Origin of the sequence: Actinophytocola sp. (genome assembly GCF_036378875.1) — a bacterium.
In the GTDB taxonomy this organism is placed as follows: domain Bacteria; phylum Actinomycetota; class Actinomycetes; order Mycobacteriales; family Pseudonocardiaceae; genus Actinophytocola.
Genome location: NZ_DASUVO010000081.1, coordinates 79,820 through 103,548, shown reverse-complemented (window position 1 = coordinate 103,548; position 23,729 = coordinate 79,820). Strand labels below are relative to the sequence as shown.

The window sequence follows — 23,729 nt, the reverse complement described above, 5'->3', positions numbered from 1 at the left end:
TCACTGCCGTCCTTTCGTCGTCTGCGGTTCGGATCTGTCTATCGCGACGCTCTCGTCGCGGGGGAACGTGCGCATGGTGGGACTACAGGTAGCGATCACCGCGATCACCGCGATGGCCGCGGCGATCAGGAGGACCGCGCCGGTGCCGGACACCTCCTGCACCAGCAGGCCACCGAACACCGGGCCGGCCGCCGCGGACACGCCCGAGACCATCCCCATCACCCCGGTCAGCCGGCCGCGCAGCCCGTCCGGTGTGAGCAGCAGCTGGTAGGTGCTGATCGTCGTGTTGGCCGTTGGCGGCAGCAACGCCATCAGGAAGAACAGCCCGCCCATCACGTAGCCGCTGTCGATGGCCACCGCCACGGGGATCAGTGCCGCCAGTCCCCAGAACACCCCGATGACCGACACGTACGGGGTGATCCCGCGGTGGAGGTAGGGCGCGAGCAGGGCGCCGACAATGCCGCCCACCCCGAGCATCGCGACCATGACGCCGATCTCGCCCGACGACACCCCCCGTTCCGTGGCCAGGACGATGATGACGACGTAGTAGGCGCTGAAGAAGAAGTTCAGGCTCACCGCGCACATCGCCGTGACCCGCACGTGGCGCTGCCGCCATACCCAGCGCAGACCCTCGACCATCTCCTTGCCCAGGTGGTGTCCCGGTTGCCGCGCCACGGGAGTGTGCGGCACGCGGACGAACAACAGTGCCACGAACGACAACGTGTGGGTGACCACGTTGAACGCGAACGGCACCAGTCTTCCGATCGCGAACAGGAAGCCGCCAACCGTCGTGCCCGACAGTTGTCCCACGGAGCCGCGGGCGGAGTTCATCGCCACCGCCGTCGACAGCTGGCCGGGCGGCACGATGCGGGCCAGCGCCGCGTCCTCGGCCGGCCCGAACAGGGCGTTGCACACACCCATCGCCGCCGCGACCGCCACCATGTGCGGCACGCCCACGATGTCCAGCCACAACGCGAGGACGAGGCTGGCGACGGCGAGTGCCTGCGCTCCTTCGGCGACCAGCATCATCCTCTTGCGGTTCCAGCGATCGACCAGCGCACCGCCCGGCAGGCCGACGACGACCTGTGCGATCGCCCCCACCCCCAGCACCAGCCCGGTCATCGCGGGCGAGCCGGTGACCGCGAGCACCAGCAGCGGGAAAGCGATCATCGAGGCGTTGAAACCGGCCCCCGACAACGCCTGGCTGACCCACAGCAGGCGGTAGTCACGGTTTCGGGAAAGCGGGACGCTCATCGGACCCTGCAGTCCAGCGCGATGCCTCTGAGAGCATCGGCGAAGTCAGCCGCGACTCGTTCCACAGTGGACTGATCGTGCAGGTCTGGCCGGTAGAGCCAGGAGAACGACAGCTCGCCATCCTGAACGGCACCCACGACGTCGACCAGGTGGCCGTTGCGTTCCCTCGCGTCGTGGTCCTGTCCCAGCGAGGAGTACGACGTCTGATAGAGCCCGTCCCCGGTCTCCGACGCGGTTCCGTCCCATTGACCAAGGTAGTTGAACGAGATCTGCGGACCTCCGAAGACACCACTGCCGGACAGCCGTTCGCGTGTCGCCGGTGAACCGAGGTAGCGCAGGGCGGAGAAGCCGAACCCCTTGCCGGGAATGCCGCGCATCTGCTTGCGGACCGACCTGATCAGCTCCCGCCAGCGCGGCTCGTCCCCGTCCGGGACGGTGAGCACGATCGGGAAGACGGTGGTGAACCAGCCGACGGTGCGGGTCAGGTCGACGTCGTCGAGGATGTCCTCCCGGCCGTGGCCCTCGAGGTCGATCGACACGCTGCCGTGGTGGGTCCACCTCGACAACGCCCACGCGAAGGCGCTGAGCAGGACTTCGTTGACCTGCGTGCGGTACACGGTCGGCGCCGAGCGCAGCAACGTGTCGGTGTCCTCGGCGTTCAGCACGACCGACACCATGTCGGCAGGCGACTCGGACTGCCGCGACGTGCGGTCCACCGGTAGGTCCCACACGTCCAACGAGCCGGCCCAGTGGTCGAGCTCGTGGTCGAGGCCGCCGGCCGCCACGTGCTCACCGAGCCGGTTGGCCCAGTCCAGGAACGACGTCGTCTTCCCGCCGAGATCGACGGGTCCGCCCCGAACTGCCTGCTGGTAGGCCACGTCGAGGTCGTCGAGCAGGATGCGCCAGGACACTCCGTCGACCACCACATGGTGTGCGGCGAGGAGGAGATACGTCTTCCGGTCCGCACCCATCGTGAACAGGACCGCCTTCAGCAGCGGGCCGTGTCCGAGGTCGAAGCTCGCGTGGACCTCGTCGGCCACCTCCTCCATCGCGGCCATGTGCCCGTCAGTATCCACATCGGACATCTCGTGCCGCTGGAGCAACCTGGCCGGCTCGGGGGCGTGGTTGTGTTGCCGCCATTGGTCCTCGACGCGCTCGAACCGCATCCGAAGTGCGTCGTGGTGCTCCCACAACGCCGCCAGCGCCAGCTCGAACGCCTTCTCGTCCAGGTCGGCCGTCAGCTCCAACAGCATCGACTGGTTGAAGTGGTGCGGGTTGACCGTGTGGGTCTGGAAGAACCAGTGCTGGATCGGCGTGAGCGGCACCGCACCGACGACCGGTCCGGTTTGCCTCTGTACCGCCTCCGCGCCGGTGATCTCGGGGGCGAGCACGTCGATGGTCTGGTGCAGGAAGAGATCCTTCGACGTCAGCCCGAAACCCGCCTGCCTGGCGCGGGAGACGACCTGCATGCTGAGAATCGAGTCGCCGCCCAGGTCGAAGAAGTTGTCACGCACCCCGACCCGCGCCAACCCGAGCACGTCTGCCCAGATCTGGGCGAGCGCACGCTCGGCCGGGCTGCTTGGTTCCACATAGGACGATGCCAGTTCGGGAGCGGCGGTCATCGGGAGCAGCTTGTCCCGGTCGACCTTGCCGGTCGTGCTCAGCGGAAGCGTGTCCAACGACATGAACGCGGCGGGCACCATGTAGTCGGGTAACGTCCGGCTCAGGAACGCACGCAGGGCAGGTGTGTCGGGTGCGGCCGTACCCGGCACCGGCACCACGTAGGCGGCCATGCGGTTGGCCCGCACGACCGCGACGGCCTCGCCGACGTCGGGGTGCCGTAGCAGCGCCGCCTCGACCTCACCCAGCTCGATGCGGAAGCCGCGGATCTGCACCTGGTCGTCCGTCCGCCCGATGAACTCCAGCTCACCGGCCGTGGTCCATTTGACGACGTCGCCGGTGCGGTAGACGCGCGACCCGGCAGGTCCGAAGGGGTTGGCCACGAACCGGTCCGCGGTCAGCCCTGGCCGGTTCAGGTAACCGCGCGCCAGGCCCTTGCCGGCGATGTACAGCTCACCGGGAACACCGACAGGCACCGGCCGCAGCTCGGCGTCGACCACGTACACACGGGTGTTCCAGATCGGCCGGCCGATGGGTGGATTTCCCTTTCCCGTCAACGGCCCGCTCCAGGTCGCCGTCACGGTGGACTCAGTCGGCCCGTAGCTGTTGATCATCCGCCGGCTGGGCGCCCAGCGGGCCGCGAGGTCGGCGGAGCAGACGTCGCCACCCACGACGAGGGTGCGGAAGTCCGGCAGTGGTGTCGTCGGCATGGTGGCCAGCGCGGCGGGCGGGATCTCCGCATGTGTCACCCCGCGGTCAGCCAGCAGCTCGGCGAGCTGTTCACCCAACAACGGACCGGACGGTGGCACGACCAGCGCCGCGCCGGCCGGCAGCGACATGCACAGTTCCCACACCGAGACGTCGAAGCTCGGCGAGGCGTACTCCAGAACGCGATCGCCTGGGCGGACGTCGAAATGCTCGATGACGGCCGTGGTGAGGCTCGCCAGTCCGGTGTGCGAGACCACCACTCCTTTCGGTCGTCCCGTCGATCCGGAGGTGTAGATCACGTACGCCGGGTGGTCCAGCAGGAGTGGTGAGATCCGGTCGGTGTCGGTCAGGTTGTCGGCCCGCATGCTGTCCATTTCGGACATGAAGTCGGGTTCGTCGAGCACCAGCACGGTGATGTCCGAGGTGTCGGTCAGGTTCTCGACCATGTCGCGGCGAGTGAGTACCAGCGCGGGTCGGGCGTCGGCCAGCATGAAGCCGATCCGCTCCGCCGGGTAGACCGGATCCACCGGCAGGAACGCCGCCCCCGCCTTCAGTACCGCCAGCTGCGCGACGATGATGTCCACCGACCGTGGCAGGACGAGCGCGACGATCTGCTCAGGGCCGACTCCCCGGTCGACCAGCAACCTGGCCAACCGGTTGGCGCGCGAGTTGAGCTCGACGAAGCGCACCAGCTCGTCCACGCCGGTGGCCGGGCGTGAGAACACCGCCGGGGCGTCCGGATCACGCCACACCTGGGCCTCGAACAGCTCCGGCAGCATGCCACCGGGCACCTCCCGGTCGGTGTCGTTCCAGTCGACCAGCAGCCGCCTGCGTTCTGCGTCGGCCAGCAGCGTCAGCCGGGACACTGGCTGCTCCGGGTCCTCCGCGATGTCGCCGAGCAGTACCCGCAACTGCTCGGCCAGCCGGTCGATCGAGGTGGCGTCGAACAGATCCGTGTTGTAGGTCAACGCGACCAGCAGTTCGCCGTCGGCCTCCTGGAACTCGACCGTGACGTCGAAGCTGGCCGTCGTCACCGCCAGCGGCATCTCCTCGACCTCGAGACCGGGTAGCCGCGCCGGCTCCCGCGGCGTGTTCTGCAGCACGACCATGACCTGGAACAACGGTGTGCGGCTGGTGTCGCGGTCGGGTTGGACGGCGTCCACGACCCGTTCGAACGGCAGGTCCTGGCGGTCGAAGGCGTCCTGGACGGTGCCGCGCACCACGTCGAGGAACTCGGTGAACGGGAGATCACCGCGGACGTGGGAGCGCAGCACCAGCGTGTTGACGAAGAACCCGACGAGGCCGGCCAGCTCGGCGCGCTCACGGCCGGAGGCCACGGTGCCGACGGCCACGTCGTCCTGCCCGGACAGGCGTCCGAACAGGACCTGACAGGCCGCGACCAGCGTCGTGAAGAGAGTGCCCTTCCGTTCCCTGCTCAGTTCTCTGAGCCTGGTGGTGACCGGTGCGGGGATCACGGTCTCGCACACCGCGCCGCTCGTCGAGTGCACCGGCGGCCTCGGACGGTCCGTCGGCAGTTCCAGGGGTGGTACGTCGGCGAGTTGCCCGCGCCAGTAGGACAGCTGCTCGTCGAGCACGGTCGCCGACAGGTGTTCTCGCTGCCAGACGGCATAGTCCGCGTACCGCAGCGGAAGCGGCGGCAGGTCCGCACGCTCGCCACGCAGGGCGGCCCCGTACAGCACGCTCAGCTCGCCGGCGATCACCCCGTTCGACCAGCCGTCGGTGATGATGTGGTGCATGGCCAGGGTCAGGACGTGCTCGTCGGGCGCCAGCCTGACCAGTCCTGGCCTCATCAGCGGACCACGGCGCAGGTCGAACGGGCGCCGGCCTTCCTGATCCAGTAGCTGTGCGAGCTCGGGGATGGTGCGCGGGCGAGACAACCTGGCCAGGTCGACAACCGGAACCTCGACGTCCTCGGCCGGGTGCACGATCTGGACACCACGACCCTCGACCGAGTCGAAGGTCGTGCGGAGCGACTCGTGCCGCTCGACCAGTGCCGTGAACGCCTCGGACAGCGCGTCGACGTCCAACTCCCCCACCAGATGCACGGCGGTGAAGGTGACGTAGTCCAGGCCACCGGGCTCGAAGTCGTCGAGGAACCACAGCCGCTGCTGGGCGAACGACTGCGCGGCCGCGACCCCGTCCCTGGGCAGCACGGGAATCCGGTCGTCGGTGTGGTCCGCGCCGATCGCGGCGGCCAGGCCGGCGACCGTCGGGTTGGTGAACACGGCCCGCGGGGACACGTTCACCCGGAGGTCGGCGAGCAGCCTCGACACGAGGCGGATGCTCAGGATCGAGTCGCCGCCGAGTGCGAAGAAGTTGTCGTCGACGCCGACCCGCGCTACCCCGAGCAGTTGCGCCCAGATCGCGGCGACGGTTCGTTCGAGTTCGGTGCGCGGCGCCACATAGTCGTCTGTGGCGGGAGCGCCGGGTTCCGGGAGCGCCTGCCGGTCCAGTTTTCCGTTGCGGCTCAACGGGAGCCGGTCGAGGACCATGATCAGTGACGGCACCATGTACTCGGGCAGCGCGGCCTCGGCGTGTACCCGTACCTCCGCGAGGTCAACGGTCGCCGGTACGACGTAGGCGATCAGTCTGCCCTCGCCGACGACCGCCACCGCCTCGTCCACGCCGGGGTGACCGGTCAGCACGGCCTCCACCTCACCGAGTTCCACCCGGAACCCGCGCAGCTTGACCTGCTCGTCGGACCGTCCGAGGAAGGCGAGTGCGCCGTTCGCGTACCGCCGGACGACGTCCCCGGTCCGGTACATCCGCTCACCGGCCGGACCGAAGGGATCGGCCACGAACCGCGCCGCGGTCAGGCCGGGGCGGTTCAGGTAGCCACGCGCCAGTCCGAGACCGGCGATGTACAGCTCTCCCGGCACTCCTCGCGGCACCGGCCGCAGGTCGTTGTCGAGCACATAGCAGCGCATGTTGTTCAGCGGACGCCCGATGGGCACGGGCTCGGCCACCGGCCCGGTTATCCGATGGGAGGTGGCGAACGTGGTGGTCTCGGTGGGGCCGTAGCCGTCGACCACGACCAGGCCGGGGCAGGCTTCCATGACGCGGCGCACCGCCGCCGCCGGGACCACGTCGCCGCCGGTCCACACCTCGCGGACGCCGGCCAAACAGCCCGGCGCGTCCTGAGCGACCAGCCGGAACAAGCCGGACGTCAGCCACAGTCCGGTCACCTCATGCTCGGAGATGGCCTGGCTCAACGACTCGACGGTCAGGTCAGGGGTGGACGCCAGCACGACCTGACCGCCACCCAGCAACGGCACCCACAGCTCGTAGGTCGAGGCGTCGAACGCCAGCGGCGAATGGGCGAGCACCCGCTCGTGAGCGCCACCCAGGAATCGGCCGTCGAAGGCCAGCGCCACCACGTCCCGATGGCGTACCGCCACGCCCTTCGGCGTTCCGGTCGATCCCGAGGTGTACATGACGTAGGCCAGGTTGTCCTGGTGCACGACGACGTCCGGACCGGTTGCCGACTCGGCGGTGTCAACCAGCACGATCTGTCCATCGTGGACATCCTCGGCCACTGCCAGCCAGGCCGGGCCGGTGACGAGCACCGACGCGGCGGCCTCCGCCAGCATCGAGCGCATTCGTGGCCGTGGCGCGCGGATGTCGAGCGGCACGTAGGCACCGCCGGCCTTCAGCACCGCCAGTTCCGCCACGCAGTGGTCGATCGAGGGCTCGGCAAGCAGGCCGACCCGGTCCTCTGGCCGGACACCGGCCGCCACCAGCCGGTTCGCCACGTGGTTCGAGCGTGCGTCCAGCTCCGCGTAGGTCAGGGTGGTTGTCCCTTGGCTGACCGCTGGGGCGTCCGGCGTGCGAACTGCCTGGTCCCGGAACAGCTCGGGAACAGTCGCCGCGGGCACGCGACGCCAGCCGCCCTGGTATTCCGCGACGACCTCGACACGCTCGTTGTCGGTCATCCACGGCAGCAGGAGCACCGGGCGGTCCGGATCGGTGGCGATGCCGTCGAGCAGGATGCGCAGCCGATCGGCCATCGTGCGGACAGTGTGGACGTCGAACAGGCTCGGGTCGTAGGCGAGGTCGAGGGCGAGCCGGTCGCCGAGGGAAGCACGCAGGCAGAGCGGGAAGTTCGTCGCGTCCGACGATCCCACCTCGAGCACCGACGGTGCCCCCGCCGTCGCGGGTTCGGTGATCGGATAGTTCTCGAACACGACCATGCTGTCGAACAGGTTCTGCCCGGCGGGCACGTCGCTCCACGCCTGCAAGTGCCCCAGGGATGTGAAGTCGTAGTTCCGTGCCTCGCTCTGCCCGGCCTGCAGCTCACGCAACCATCGGTTCGCGGTCGAGCCACTGTCGATCAGCACGCGGGTCGGCACGGTGTTGATGAACATGCCGAGCATCGACTCGACGCCGGGCAGTTCGGGCGGCCGGCCCGAGACCGTGGTGCCGAACAGGACGTCCCGTTCGCCGCTGTAGCGGGACAGCAGCAGCGCCCACGCGCCTTGGATGATCGTGTTGACGGTGAGCGCGTTGCGTTTGGCGGTCTCCTGTAGCCGGCTGGTCCCTGCGGACGGGAGTTCGACCCGGATCGACTCGGATGACTGCGTTCGGTGGGCAGCCACGGGCTGCCGGTCGTAGGGCAGCGACGTCGGAGCCTCGAAGCCGGACAGCACTCGCCGCCAGTACTCCTGCGCCTGTCCCGCGTCCTGGTCGGACAGCCAGCTCAGGTAGTCGCGGAACGGCCGGCGAGCGGGTAGCTCGGGTCGGCTGCCCTCGACGGCCGCCGCGTACTCCTCGCAGACCTCCGAAAACACCTGCGCGGCGCTCCACCCGTCGAGCAGGACGTGGTGCGAGGTCCACACCAGCAGCACCTCGTCGTCAGACAGCGCGACGATCGTCACCCTGGTCAGCGGTCCGGTGGCGAGATCGAACCTGTCGGCACGATCCGACGCCAACAGGCCGTCCAGGTCGAATCCGGACCGGCCCCGCCAGTCCTGCTGGACGACGGGCAACACGACGTCCCGGTCGACGACCTGCACGGGCTCGTCGACGCCTGCCCACACCAGTCTGGTGCGTAGGGCCGGGGTCCTGTTCACCACCCGTTGCCACGCCGCACCCAGTTCGTCCGGATCGGACACGCCGGACAGCCGGACGTGGATCTGCTCGAAGTAGGCGTCCGACTCGGTGTCGACCAGTGTGTGGAACAGCATGCCGGCCTGGAGTGGCGTCAACGGGTAGATGTCCTCGACCGAACGGCCGTCCCCGACCAGTTCGTCCACGTCGGACTGGGTCAGCGCGGCGAGCGGGAAGTCAGACGGGGTGCGCCCACCCGCTTCCGGTGAGGCGCAGTGCTCGACGATCTCCCGCAGCGCCGCCATGACCTGTTCCGCCAGTCGCAGCACGGTGTTCTCGTCGTGCACGGCGGTGGAGTACGTCCAGCCCAGCTCCAGCTCGCCGTCCTCGACGACGCCGATCACGTCGACCAGGTAGGTGCGGACCATGTCAGCGGCCGCGTCCTGGCCGAGGCCGGTGCCCCAGGACCGGTAGAACCCGTGGGCGTCCGCCGTGGCGTTCCACTGGCCGTGGTAGTTGACGGAGATCTCCGGCGACCGGTCGGCACGCAGCGGGCTGGCGGTGCTCAGGTAGCGCAGTGCGCCGTAGCTGAGCCCTTTGGTGGGGACGGCGCGCAGTTGCTCCTTGACGGACTTGAGGACCTCGCCCCAGTTCCCCGTGTCGGGCATCGCCAGGGCGACCGGGAACTCGGCGGTGAACCAGCCAACGGTCCGCGACAGGTCGATCTGGTCGAGGATCTCCTCGCGGCCGTGCCCCTCCATGGCCACCAGGACCCGGTCACGACCGGTCCACCGCGTCAGCACCCGGCCGATGGCGCTCATCAGCACATCGTTGACCTGCGTGCGATACACCTCGGGAACCTTGCGCAGCAGGGCGTCGGTGGTGTCCCGGTCGAGCCGCGTCGAGATCGTGCGGGTGGAGCCGACCGTGTTGGTCCCGTGCCGGTCCACCGGCAGCCCGGGTGACGCGTCGGTCCCGACCCAGTGCGCCAGGTCGTCATCGAGGCCGCCCGCCAGCACGTGGTCGGTCAGCTGCCGCGCCCACCGCCCGTAGGAACTCGTCTTCGGGCCGAGGTCGATCGGGTGACCTGCCTTCGCCTGGTGGTAGGCGACCTCGAGGTCACCGAGCAGGATGCGCCACGAGACGCCGTCCACGACGAGGTGATGAACGGTCAGGAAGAGCTGAGGTGCTCGTCCGTCGCCGAAGGTGAACAACACCGCAGCGACGAGCGGCCCACGGCAGATGTCCAGAGTGGACTGGGCGGCGGTCGCGGCCTCGTTCATGGCCGCTGCGGACAGATCGTGGTGCCGCGTCAGGGAAATGTGCTCGGCCGGTTCGGGTTCCTGCTGCCAGTGCCCGTCGGTCCAGGTGAACCGGGTGCGTAGTGCGTCGTGGTGCGCCACGAGCGCGTCCACCGCCGACGACAGCGCGTCCACGTCGAGGTCGCTGGGCAACTCGGCGAGCGTCGACATGGTGAAGTGGTGGGGATCGTCCTGTTCGGTCTCCAGGAACCAGCGCTGGATCGGGGTGGTGGGTGCCGGGCCGGTGACCAGGTCGGGCACGGCCTCTTCGGGCGCCGAACCCGCCACGACGACCGCCAGTTCGGCGACGGTCTGGTGCCGGAAGATGTCCTTCGAGGTGAGCCGCATACCCGCCTGCCTGGCACGGGACACGACCTGGATGCTCAGGATCGAGTCGCCGCCGAGGGCGAAGAAGTTGTCCTCCGTGCCCACTCTCTCGACGCCGAGCGCCTGTGCCCAGATGTCGGCCAGCTGCTGCTCGACCGCCGTTCGCGGGGCCCGCCCGCTCTCTCCCGGCTCCTGGCCGAGCACGGGAGCGGGCAGTGCACGCCGGTCGACCTTGCCGCTGGAGGCCATGGGCAGCCGGTCGAGCACGACGAACGCCGACGGGACCATGTAGTCCGGGAGGCTCTGCTTCAGCCAGGCACGCAGTCCCAACGTGCCAGGTGCTGTGTCACCGCTGGGCACCAGGTAGGCCACCAGCCGCAGGCGCCCGTCGTCCGTGCGGGCGACGACGACGGCCTCGGCGACCTCCGGGTTCCCACGCAGGGCAGCTTCGACTTCTCCGGGTTCGATGCGGTAGCCGCGGATCTTGACCTGCTCGTCGACGCGACCCAGGTACTCCAGTGACCCGTCGGCCGTCCAGCGCACCCGGTCACCGGTGCCGTACAGGCGGCTGCCGGGCGGGCCGAACGGGTTGGCGGGGAAGCGCTGCGCGGTCAGGCCCGGCCGGTTCAGGTAGCCGCGGGCGAGCCGGCTGCCCGCGAGGTGCAGTTGGCCTGCCACGCCGGTCGGCACCAGGCAGAGAGTCTCGTCGAGCACGTAGGCCCGCACGTTGTGGCCCGGCCGGCCGATCATGGGACTCGGGTGGGCGTCGAGCCGCGTCCACACCACGTCGACGGTGGTCTCGGTCGGCCCGTAGTAGTTGTAGCAAACCGTGCCGTCGAGGGCCGACAGCTCACGCCACAAAACGTGGTCGACAGCCTCTCCGCCCAGCATGAGGATCGATGGCTGATGGCGCTCGCCCGTGAGGAGGCCGGCCAGGAGTAGTTGCTGGACATGGGAAGGGGTCGAGTCGACGACGTCGATCCGCCGGCCGGCGAGGTAGTCCACCAGCGCCTCGGGGTCCAGCCGCAGGACGTCGTCGATCAGGTGCAGCTCGTGGCCGTCGGCCATCATCAGCAGGCCGTCCCACGACGCGTCGAACGAGAACGCCGAGGTCAGGGCCACGCGCAACCGGTCCGTCCCCTCGGCCACGCCGAACTCGGCGCGGTGGTCGTGGCACAGGTGTGTCAGGGCCCGATGGTCGACGACCACACCCTTCGGCAGCCCGGTGGAACCCGAGGTGTAGATGGCGTACGCGGCGTTGTCGGCCGCCAGCGGGCGGTCGGTCAGGTCGGCTTCGGAGCCGTCGAGCGCCGGGGGCGTGGTCGCGTCGATGACCAGGACCGGCCGTGCGTCGCGCAGCACGAAGTCGATCCGGTCCGGTGGCAGCTCGGGATCGAGCGGCAGGTAGGCCGCTCCCGTCTTGAGCACGGCGAGGATCGCCACGACCAGCTCGGCCGAGCGGGGCAGTGCCACGGCCACGAACCGCTCGGCGACCGCACCGTTGTCGATCAGGTGCCGGGCCAACCGGTTCGCGCGGGCGTTCAGCTCGGCGAAGCTCAACGCCGTGTCCTGGAACACCAACGCGGTGGCGTCGGGGGTCCGTGCGGCCTGTGCCTCGAACAGCTCGGGGAACGTCGTCTCTGGCACGTCGACATCGGTGTCGTTCCAGGCGAACAGGAGCTGCTGTTGCTCCTCGTCCGCCAGCAGGTCGAGCTGTGCCACGGGCCAGTCGGGATCGGCCACGACGGCCTCGAACAACACGCCGAGGTGACCGACCAGCCGGTCGATCGTGGACGCGTCGAACAGGTCGGTGTTGTAGTCGACCACTCCGCGCAGACCGCCGTCGTGTTCCTCGAACTCGAAGCCGAGGTCGAAGGCGGCCGCTGTGATCGGCAGTGCGTACTCACTGATGGCGAGACCGTTCAGCGCGGGCAGCCGGTTGCCCGCGTTCTGCAACGTGACCATGGCCTGGAACAGCGGCGAACGGCTCGTGTCGCGGTCAGGGCGAAGTTCGTCCACCACCCGTTCGAAGGGAAGGTCCTGGTTGGCGAAGGCGTCCAGCACGGTCCCACGAACCTCCGCGAGGAACTCGCGGAAACCACGCCGGCCGTCGATGTGCGACCGCAGCACGAGCGTGTTGACGAAAATGCCGACCAGCCGCTCCACCTCCGGCTGCTCACGACCGGAGGTCACGGTGCCGACGGCGATGTCGTCCTGACCGGACAGGCGTTGCAGCAACAGCTGGCAGGCGGCCACCAGCGTCATGAACAGCGTCGTGTCCTTCTGGCGTCCCAACTCCCGGAGTCCGGCCGTCACCTCCGCGGGGACGGTGAACTCACGCGAGGCGCCGCCCGTGGTCTGGACCGGCGGCCGGGGGCGGTCGGTCAACAGCTCTAGGGCGGCAACCCCGTCGAGCTGGCGGCGCCAGTACTCGATCTGCTCACGCATCGAGTCGTCGGCCAGGCGTTCCCGTTGCCACACGGCGAAGTCCGCGTACTGGATCGGCAGCGCCGGCAGCTCGCCGGAGCCGTTGTACAGCGCGCTCAGCTCTTCGGCCAGCACGCCCATCGACCAGCCGTCGGTGATGATGTGGTGCATGGACAGGACGAGTACGTGCTCGTCCGCCGCCACCCGGGCCACCATGACGCGGACCAGCGGGCCGTGCCCGAGGTCGAACGGGCGGGTGGTGTCGTCCTGGACCATCCCGCGGAGCTGCTCCTCCCCCGTTGCGTCGAACACGGCCACGGCCAGCTCGTACGGCGGATGTACGAGCTGCCGCGGCCGGCCGTCGACCGACACGAAGGTGGTGCGTAGTGACTCGTGCCTGGCGACGAGCGCGCTGAGCGCGCGGCTGAGGGCGTCGACGGACAGCTCGCCACGCAGACGCACAGCGAACACGGTGATGTACTGGGCACTGTCCGGTTCGAACTCGTTGAGGAACCACAACCGTTGCTGCGCGAACGACAGTGGAAGATGCTGGTCGCGGGGCACTGCCGGAATCGTCGGCGCGACATGTCCCCCGGGGTCCGCCGGTAGGTCGGCGGCCAGCGCGGCGGGTGTCGGCGAGGAGAACAGCGCACGCGGCGACACCTCGGTGCCGAAGGCCGCGCGTAGCCGGGAGGCGACCCGGATGCTCAGGATCGAGTCACCGCCGAGCTCGAAGAAGTTGTCCGCCATGCCGACCCGCTCGACACCCAGCACGTCGGCCCAGATGTCCGCGACTGTTCGTTCGGCATCGGTGCGAGGCGGCTGATACCCGCTGCTGGCGACCGCGTCGACGTCCACGGCACTCAGTGCTTGCCGATCCAGCTTCCCGTTGCGGGTCAACGGGAACTCCGTCAGAGACACGAAAGCCGACGGCACCATGTAGTCCGGTAGTGAACGCATCAGCTCGGCACGGAAGTTCGGCAGGTCCCCGTCGGCGACTGGCACGACATAGGCCACCAGCCGGTAGTGCCCGGTCTCGTCCTCGCGTGCCATCACCGCGGCCGAGGCGATCTGGGGCAGCGCGAGCAGCGTGGCCTCCACCTCGCCGAGTTCTATCCGGAACCCGCGGATCTTCACCTGGCGGTCGGCGCGGCCGAGGTACTCCAGCTGGCCCTTGGTAGACCACCTGGCGACGTCGCCTGTGCGGTACATCCGGGTGCCGGGCACGCCGAACGGGTCGGCGACGAACCGGTCCGCCGTGAGGCCGGGGCGGTTGAGGTAGCCGCGAGCCAGACCCGCGCCTGCGACGTACATCTCGCCGGCCACCCCCACCGGAACCGGGCGTAGGCCGGTGTCGAGCACGTAGACCCTCAGGTCGGGCAGGCAGACGCCGATCGTGCCGGCCGACTCCCTCGCGAGCACCGCATGGGTGACGTGCACGGTGGTTTCGGTGATCCCGTACATGTTCACCAACACCGGTCCGTCGGGCCGGGTCCTCAGCCGTCCCATGTCGAGCGCCTCGCCGCCGAAGATCACGTACCGCAGGCCGTCGAGTTCGGGCGAGTCCATCAGTTCGTAGAACGCCGATGGGGTCTGGTTGAGCACCGTCACCCGCTCGTCCACCACGAGTCTCACAAAGTCACGCGGCGACCTGGACACGGCCTGTGGCACGACGACGAGCCGCCCGCCGTGCAGCAGCGGACCCCAGATCTCCCAGACCGAGAAGTCGAACGCGTAGGAGTGGAACAGTGTCCACACGTCGTGCTCGTCGAACGAGAACAGGTCGCGGGTGGCCGCGAACAGGCGCGTGACGTTGCTGTGCGGGATCACCACTCCCTTCGGCACGCCGGTCGATCCGGAGGTGTAGATCACGTAGGCCGGGTTCGCCGGAGACGCCGACAGCGGCGGATCAGTGTCCGCGTAGCGCTCGTTGTCGCCGATCTCGTTCAGCCAGGTGATGGCCTGGACGTCGTCGATCATCGCCCTGGCACGTTCCAGCGGGAGGTCCTGGTCCAACGGCAGGTACGCCGCCCCCGCCTTGAGCACCGCGAGGATCGCCACGATCATCTCGATCGAGCGGGGGAAGGACAACGCCACGAACCGCTCGGGCCCGGCCCCCAGTTCGATCAACCGGTGAGCAAGCCGGTTGGCCCGTGCGTTGAGTTCCGTGTACGTCAGGCTGTCGCCCTCGCAGGTGACCGCGATCGCCGCCGGCGTTCTGCCCACCTGCGCCGCGAAAAGCTCCGGCAGGGTGCCGGCGGGGAGATCGCGGGCAGAGCCGTTCCACTCCACCAGCACCTGGTGTCGCTCGGCCTCGGTCAGCATCGGCGAGTCCGCCACGGACCGAGCCGGGTCGGTGACGAACCCGGTCAGCAACACCTCGAAGTGCGCCGCCAACCGCTCGACGGTGGTGGCGTCGAACAACCGCGGGTCGTAGGAGAACGCGACGTGCAGCCGGTCGTCGAGGTGGGCACGGACGCTGAGCGGGAAGTTCGTCGTGTCCACCGCCCGCACCTCGGCCACCCGGATACCGGCTCCCGCGGTGGCCGTGTCGTCGAACGGGTAGTTCTCGAAGACGACCGAGCTGTCGAACAGATTGTTACCGCCGGACAGGTCGCTCCAGCCCCGCAGCTCGGCCAGCGACACCGACTCGAACCGCCGGGACTCGGCCTGCTGAGTCTGCAGTTCCCGCAACCAGCCCACCAACTGCTGGGTGTCGTCAATCTGGACGCGAGTCGGCACCGTGTTGATGAACATGCCGACCATCGACTCGACACCGGCCAACTCGGCCGGACGGCCGGACACGGTGGTACCGAAGACGACATCCCGTTCGCCGCTGTAGCGCGACAGCAGCAACGCCCACGCGCCCTGGACGACCGTGTTCACGGTCAACCCGTTCTGCTTGCCCATCTGGCGCAGCTGTCCGGACATCTGTGCGGACAGGGCGATGTGCACCGACTCGGACGACTCGGTGCGGTGGGCCTCCAACGACAGCCGGTCGAACGGCAGCGGCGTGGGTGACTCGAACCCGGCCAGCAGCCGCCGCCAGTAGGCCTCGGCCAGGGACTGGTCCTGACCACGCAGCCAGTGCAGGTAGTCGCGGAAAGGCCGCCGGACGGGCAGTTCCGGCCGACGGCCGTGCACGATCGCCGCGTACTGTTCGCACACCTCGGCGAAGACCTGGCCAAGACTCCAGCCGTCCAGCAGGACGTGGTGGAAGGTCCAGACGAGCATCACCTCGTCGGCGGGCAGCCGGGCGATGGTCAGGCGCATCAGCGGGGCCTTGGTCAGGTCCTTGGCTGCCGCGCGGTCCTCAGCCGCCACCCAGGCAAGTTCACTGTCCATATCGGACACATCACGCCAGTCGTGGTACGTCGTGGGTACCGCGACCTGTCGATGAATCAGGAGAAGCGGCTCGTCCACGCCTTCCCACACCACGGAGCCGCGCAACACAGGGGTGCGATCCACCACGCGCTGCCAGGCCGCGCCGAGCGCCCGGGGATCGGAGACACCGGTCAGCCTCAGCCGTGCCTGGTCGAAGTAGGCGCCGGACGTCGCGTCCATCAGGCTGTGGAACACCATCCCGGCCTGCAACGGTGTCAGCGGACAGATGTCCTCCACCGCTTTTCCGTTGCCCACCAACCGGTCGACGGTTGACTGGTCGAGCGTGGCGAGGGGGAAGTCGGACGGCGTACGTCCGCCCGCGCCCGGGTGGGCACAGTGGTCGACGATCTCCAGCAGCGCCTGGCGCATCTGTTCGGCCAGGCGTGTCACCGTGGCGTCGTCATGCACTTGGTCGGAGTAGAGCCAACTCAGCTCCAGTTCCCCGTTCTGCACCATGGCCGAGATGTCCAGCTCGTGGGCGCGGAGTTGCTCCGGGGCATGGTCCTGTCCAACGGTGTCACTTGTGGCTTGGTACAACGAGTTCGCGGCCTGCGCCATGTCCCATTGGCCGAGATAGTTGAAGCTGATCCGTGGTGAGGCGCTCAACGTGCTCTGACGTAGGTAGCGCAGGGCGCCGTAGCTGAGTCCCCGGTGTGGCACGGCACGGAGTTGTTCCTTGACGGACTGGAGAACCGGGCCCCAACCACCTTCACGGGACACCGTGAGCGCGACCGGGAACATGGTCGTGAACCACCCGACAGTTCGGGACAGGTCGACCCCACTGAAGAGATCTTCCCGCCCATGTCCCTCCATGTCGATGAGCACACCGTCGCGTCCTGTCCAGTTCGACAGGGTGCGGCCCAGGGCGCTGAGCAGGACGTCGTTGACGTGAGTGCGGTACACGCCAGGAACCTTGCGCAGCAAGGCGTCGGTGTGGTGCCGATCGAGCCGGACGGTGACGGTACGCAGCGAGCCGACGGTGTTGGTGCCGTCGTGGTCGATGGGAAGATCGGCCGCACTTGAGACGGCGGTCCATCGTGCGAGGTCCTCGTCGAACGCGCCGGACTCGACGTGCTCGGCCAGCCGTCGCGCCCAGTCGGCGAACGAGGTACCGATCGGTTCCAGTTCCACCGGCTCGCCCGATGCCGCCTGGCGGTAGGCGGTTTCGAGGTCGCCAAGCAGAATGCGCCAGGAGACGCCGTCCATCACGAGGTGATGCGCGGTCAGGAACAGACGTGGCCGCTGCTCGACGCCCAGGTCGAACAGCACGGCCCTGATCAGCGGGCCGGCACTCGGGTTCAGGGCCGCCTGAGCGGCCAACGCGTCGGTCTCGATCGCGACCCGCTGCGCCTCGACGTCCAGTGTGGACAGATCACGACAGTGGAGCACGGTCTGTTCGGCTGGTGCGATCTCCTGATGCCATTGTCCGTCGACGAGTGAGAACCGGGTCCGCAGTGCTTCATGATGCGCTACGACCGCGTCAAGGCCGTCCTGTAACGCCTTCTCGTCGACCTCGGCCGGCAGGTCCACCAGCATGGACATGGCGAAACGTTCACGAGCGACCGTCACCGTCTCGAAGAACCAGTGCTGGATCGGCGTCAGCGGGGTCGGGCCGGTGAGCGGCCGATCGTCGCTCTCCGCCACCGCCGATGTCTCGACGCTCGTCGCCAGCTCGGTGATCACCTGGTGCAGGAACAGATCCTGGGAGGTCAGCCGCAGGCCGGCGCGCCTGGCCCTGGACACGACCTGGATGCTCAGGATCGAGTCGCCGCCCAGTTCGAAGAAGTTGTCCTCGACCCCGACCCGGTCCACGCCGAGAACGTCGGCCCAGATCTCGGCCAGCGTGGTCTGCACCTCGCCGCGGGGTGCGGTGTAACGCGCTTCCTCGTCCCTGGCAGGCGCGGGCAACGCCTTGCGATCCACCTTGCCGTTGGCACTCAACGGTAACTCGGCGAGCACCACGAACGCCGAGGGCACCATGTAGTCGGGCAGGCTCCGCTTCAGCCAGGAACGCAGATCTCCCACGTCCGCCACTGTGGACGTCACATAGGCCACCAACCGCTTGCGTCCCTGGTCGTCCAGCACGACCACGACCGCCTCGGCGACGTCGGGATGCCGCGTGAGCGCGCCCTCGATCTCGGCCGGCTCGATCCGGAACCCGCGGATCTTCACCTGGTCGTCGGCGCGGCCCCGGTACTCCAGTAGGCCGTCGGCGGTCCACCGCACCACGTCCCCGGTCCGGTACATCCGCGAACCCGGCGTGCCGAAGGGATCGGCCACGAACCGGTCCGCGGTCAGACCGGGCCGGTTCAGGTATCCCCTGGCCAGTCCGGCGCCCGCGATGTACAGCTCGCCGGCCACGCCGACGGGCACCGGTGACAGCGCGCCGTCGAGAACGTGGACCCGGACGTTGTCGAACGGACGCCCGATCGGCACCGAGTCCGGCACCGACCCGACGTCCGACATCTCGTGCGACGTGGCGAACGTGGTCGTCTCTGTCGGCCCGTAGCCGTCCGAGACGACCACGCCGGGGCAGGCGGCCAGCACGCGACGGATGGCGGCGGCAGGTACCACGTCGCCGCCGGTCCAGACCTCCCGCACACCAACGAGACAGTCCGGTCCGTCCTGGGCGACCATCCGGAACAGCCCGGCGGTCAGCCACACCCCGGTGACCCCGTGCTCGGCGATCACCCGTCGCAGTGTGTCGACGCCGAGGTCACCTCGCGGTGCGACGACCACCAGGCCGCCGTTCAGCAGCGGGACCCACAGTTCGTAGGTCGAGGCGTCGAACGCGGTCGGTGAGTGCAGCAGGACACGGTCGTGCCCGCCGCCTTCGAAGCGGTGGTCGGCGACCAGCGTGACCACGTCCCGCTGTCGGACCGCCACCCCTCTCGGGACTCCGGTCGAGCCCGAGGTGTACATGACGTAGGCCAGGTTGTCCTGGCGTATCGCGACCTCCGGATCGGTGTCCGGGCCGGTCAGAAGGTGGTCATCACCCGAAACGACCTGTCCACTGTGGATCTCGTTGGCGACGGTCCGCCAGACGCGGTCGGCGAGCAGGAGCCTCGCGCCGGTCTCGCGCAGCAGCATCCGCATCCGTTCCGCGGGTGCGCGTACGTCCAACGGCACGTACGCGCCGCCCGCCTTGACGATCGCCAGCGCGGCCACGACGAGATCGACCGAGCGCTCCATGAGCAGGCCTACCGCGTGTTCCGGCCGGACGCCGAGCCGGACCAGCCGGTGTGCCAGCCGGTTCGCCCGCGCGTTCAACTCCGCACAGGTCAGCGACACCCCGTCGGCGACGATCGCCGTCGCATTCGGTGCCTGCCGGACCCGTTCGGCGAAGAGTCCGGCCACTGTCCCAGCAGGACACTCGCGGTACGTGTCGTTCCACTCCACCGTCACCAGGTCCCGCTCGGCGGCGGACATCAACGACAGCCGCGATATCGGCTGTCCCGGGTCGGTGGCGATGGCCTCGACCAGCCGCACCAGGTGCCCGGCCAGCCGCTCGATCGTCGCGGGGTCGAACAGGTCGGTGTTGTAGTCGATCGAGCCACCGAGAACGCCCCCGGACTCCTGGAACTCCACGGTGAGGTCGAAGTTGGTCGTCCTGCGGGTCAGGTCGACCCGGTCGACGCCGAGGTCGGCGAACCGCGGTGACGCGCCCTGCGTGCCGTGCAGCAGCACCATGACGTCGAACAGGGGGTTGTGGCTGGGGTCGCGGTCGGTGTGCAGCGCCTCGACCAGCTTCTCGAAGGGAGCCTCGTCGTGCGCGAACGCGTCGAGCACGGTGTCCCTGACCGCGTCGAGGAAGTCGGAGAACCGCGTCGACTGCTCCACAGTGGACCGCAGGACGATGGTGTTGACGAAGAAGCCGACCATCCGCTCCAGCTCCGGCCGGTCCCGTCCGGAGACCACCGTGCCGAGCGCGATGTCGCGTTGGCCCGTGTACTTCGCGAACAGGACCTGGCAGGCGGCCACCAGGACGGTGAACAGCGTCGTGTTGTACGCGCGAGCGAGCGACGCCAGGCGCGTGAGGGCGTCCGCGCCGACGGTGAACTCGTGCACCGCGCCGGCGGAGGTGCGCACGGCCGGTCGTGGCCGGTCGGTCGGCAACGCCAGCGGGACGATGTCGGCGAGTTGCGTGGTCCAGTAGTCGAGGTGCTGGTCCATGACGGTTCCGGCGAGCCTGGCCCGCTGCCACACCGCGAAGTCGGCGTACTGCGGAGAGGCCGCCGGCAGGTCGGCCGGCTCACCGTGGGCGATCGCCCCGTACCGGGTGCTCAGCTCATCGACGACGACACCCATCGACACACCGTCGGTGACGATGTGGTGCGCCGTGACCAGCAGGACGTGTTCCTCGGTCGCGACGCGAACGAGCAGCGCCCGCCAGAGCGGCCGGCGCCGAAGGTCGAACGTACGGGAGTACTCCTCGTACAACAGCCGGTCCAGCTCGTCGCTTCCCAGTTCGGTGACCGTCAACGGGAAGTCGACCTCGGGGTGGACGATCTGGACGGCATGGCCGTCGACGTCCTCGAACGTGGTCCGCAGGGACTCGTGGCGTGCCGCCAGAGCCGTCAGCGCGGCCGCGAGTGTGTCGACGTCCAACGCTCCGGTCAGCCGAAGCCCCACCGCGCTGTTGTACTCGGAGTCCTCCGGCCGCAGCTCGTTGAGGAACCACAGCCGCTGCTGGGCGAAGGAGAGTGGCAACGAACCGCCGCGGTCCGCGTGCGGGATGACATCCGGCTGCCCGGTACGTCCGGCAAGCCGACGCCGCAACAACTCCCGCACCTCGGGAGACAACGCGTCGATGCGGCTCTGCCTCGTCATGAAGACTCCGTTCCGACAAGCTCTTCGAGTTCGCGCAGGACCCGTTCCTCGACCAGCTCGGCCAGTGCCGAGACCGTTGCCGCGACCAGGACGTCACGAGGAGTCAGTGGGATTTCGAACGCGACCTTGGTCCTGGCCGCGATGCCGAGACTGCGGATCGAGTCGCCGCCGAGGGCGAAGAAGTTGTCCTCGGCACCCACCTGGTCGACGCCAAGCACTTCCGCCCAGATCTCGGCCACAGCCCGTTCCGTGTCGTTGCGTGGCTCGGTATAGCCAACCGCGGACATCGCCCCGGATGGCTCGGGTAGTGCCCGTCGGTCCAGTTTTCCGTTGGGACTCAACGGCAACCGGTCCAGCACCATGAACGTCGACGGAACCATGTACTCGGGCAGGCGTTCGCCGGACATCGTCCGAAGTGTCTCGACCAGACTCTCGTCGGCGCTCGAGGTGGCGACATACGCCACCAACCGTTTGACACCAGGCGTTTCCTCGTGCGCGACGACCACGGTGTCATCGACCTCGGCGTGGGATCGAAGCACGGACTCGATCTCGCCGGGTTCGATCCGGAACCCGCGGATCTTCACCTGCTGGTCGACCCGCCCGGCGAACTCCAGCGCACCGTGTGCGGTCCACCGCACCAGGTCCCCGGTTCGGTACATCCGGGAGCCCGGCGGGCCGAACGGACACGCCATGAACCGCTCCGCCGTCAACCCCGCGCGCCCCAGGTATCCGCGAGCCAACCCCGCACCCGAGACGAACAGCTCGCCCGCGACGCCGACCGGAACCGGACGCAGCCCGCCGTCCAGTACGAACAGCCGGGTGTTCCAGATCGGCCCGCCGATCGAGGGCACCTCCCCCGCCGACAGCGGAGCACTCCACGTGGACACCACCGTGCACTCGGTCGGACCGTAGGAGTTGATCAACCGCCGTCCGGGCGCCCATCGGGACACCAGCTCCGCCGAACAGACGTCTCCGCCCACCGTCAGCATCCGCAGCCCCGGCAGTGTCACGCCCTCGGGCACGGTGGCCAACGCCACCGGCGGGACCAACGCGTGCGTCACGCTCTGGGAAACCACGATCTCCACCAAGGCGTCGCCCAGCAACGGCCCCGCCGGCGGGATCACCAGAGCCGCCCCCAACGGCAACGACATGCACAGCTCCAACACCGACGCGTCGAAGCTCGGCGACGAGAACTGCAACACCCGGTCTCCCGGACCCACCTGGTAGTGGTCGGCCTCGGCAGCGACGAAGCTCGCCAGCCCCGCATGGGACACCACGACCCCCTTCGGGCGCCCCGTCGACCCCGAGGTGTAGATGACGTAGGCGGGGTTGGTCACCGCCAACGGAGTCACCCGGTCCTCGTCGGTGGGACTGTCGTCCCGACCGTCGGCTGTGGACATCTCGTCGACGAGCACCACGTCGGCGGCGTGCGTGTCGGGTAGCGTCCCGGCGAGGTCCGCGGTGGTCACCACCGCCACCGGCCGCGAGTCGGCCAGCATGAACGCGATCCGCTCGGGCGGATAGGTCGGATCGACAGGGAGATAGGCACCGCCTGCCTTCGCCACGGCCAACTGCGCCACCACGATCTCCACCGACCGTCCCAGCACCAGCGCGACGATCCCCTCCGGCCCCACACCACGTCCGATCAGCACGTGCGCCAACCGGTTCGCCCGCACGTCCAGCTCCGCGAAACGGATCGACCCGCCGTCGAAGATCAACGCTGAGGCCCTGGGCGACCGGGCCACCTGCTGCTCGAACAGTTCCGGCAACGTCAGCTCGGCCACCTCGCGACCGGAGTCGTTCCACGCCCCCAGAAGCTGGTCCCGCTCGGCCGTGGCGAGAATGTCGACGGAACCCAGTGAAACCATCGGGTTCTCGGCGACCAGCTCGAGCACGCGGGTGAAGTGGCCGGCGATCCGTTCGATGCTCGCGGTGTCGAACAGAGCGGACTCGTAGCCGAACTCGATCGACAACCGTTCACCGGGAGACACCACCAGGCTCAACGGATAGTTCGTCGTCTCCACGGCCGACAGCGCACGCAGTCCCAACCCGTGTGTGGCGGCTGCCTGGTCGTTGATCGGATAGTTCTCGAACACGACGATGCTGTCGAACAGGCTCGTCCCGCCCGGCAGGGCACTCCACCCCTGCAGCTCCCCCAGTGAGACGAAGTCGAAGAGTCGCGACTCGGCCTCACCGGCCTGCACCTCCCGCAACCAGTCGATCAGGCGACTCTCGTCGTCGACCGATACCCGTACGGGCAGTGTGTTGATGAAGATGCCGATGATGTCGTCCGCACCGGGAAGGGTGGCGGGACGGCCGGACACGGTCGCGCCGAAGCACACGTCACGTTGGCCGCTGTACCTGGACAGCAGCAGCGCCCAGGCCCCCTGGACGACCGTGTTGACGGTCAACCCGTTCGACTGGGCCACGTCACGCAGCCGACCGGTGCGCTCGGCGTCCAGTTCGAACGACAGCCACGCCGACGAGCGGGTGGCGTACTGCCGAACCGGTGACCGGTCGTACGGCAGGGTCGCCGGCGAGTCATAGCCCGCGAGTGTCTTGCGCCAGTACGTCTCCGCCGCGCTGTGGTCCTGTTCGGACATCCAGTGGAGATAGTCCCGGAACTGGCGGCGAACGGGCGCCGCCGGCCGCTGTTCGTCGGACAGCGCGGCATGGGCGGCGAACAGGTCGGACAGGATCTGGAAGACACTCCAGCCGTCGAGCAGCACGTGGTGGAAGGTCCACAGCACCTGGACCTCGCTGGCGGACAGCCGTGCCACCGCGAGCCGCGTCAGTGGGACCGCGTCCAGT

3 protein-coding genes (1 of these 3 cut by a window edge) are annotated in these 23,729 nt (G+C 68.9%); all 3 read right to left on the bottom strand.

Features of this window, described 5'->3' with window-relative positions; all coding sequences use genetic code 11:
- Tightly spaced (each overlapping or abutting the next), the 3 genes in view from VF106_RS23350 to VF106_RS23340 form a layout consistent with a single transcriptional unit that may run on beyond the window.
- Window positions 1-1,254 carry an MFS transporter gene (locus VF106_RS23350; RefSeq protein ID WP_330841934.1) on the bottom strand — a complete coding sequence of 418 codons (1,254 nt, stop codon included), beginning with the start codon at window positions 1,252-1,254 and terminating at the stop codon, window positions 1-3.
- Window positions 1,251-20,918: a non-ribosomal peptide synthase/polyketide synthase gene (locus tag VF106_RS23345; RefSeq protein WP_330841933.1), complete on the bottom strand. Its 19,668-nt coding sequence runs from the start codon at window positions 20,916-20,918 to the stop codon at window positions 1,251-1,253. The genes VF106_RS23350 and VF106_RS23345 overlap by 4 nt, the downstream gene beginning before the upstream one ends.
- A protein-coding gene (locus VF106_RS23340; RefSeq protein ID WP_330841932.1) for a non-ribosomal peptide synthetase crosses the window boundary here: on the bottom strand, window positions 20,915-23,729 show its 3' end. 16,049 nt of this gene lie beyond the right edge of the window; 2,815 of the gene's 18,864 nt are visible here — the last part of the coding sequence; its start codon lies beyond the right edge, outside the window; its stop codon occupies window positions 20,915-20,917. Before VF106_RS23340 ends, VF106_RS23345 begins: the two co-directional genes overlap by 4 nt.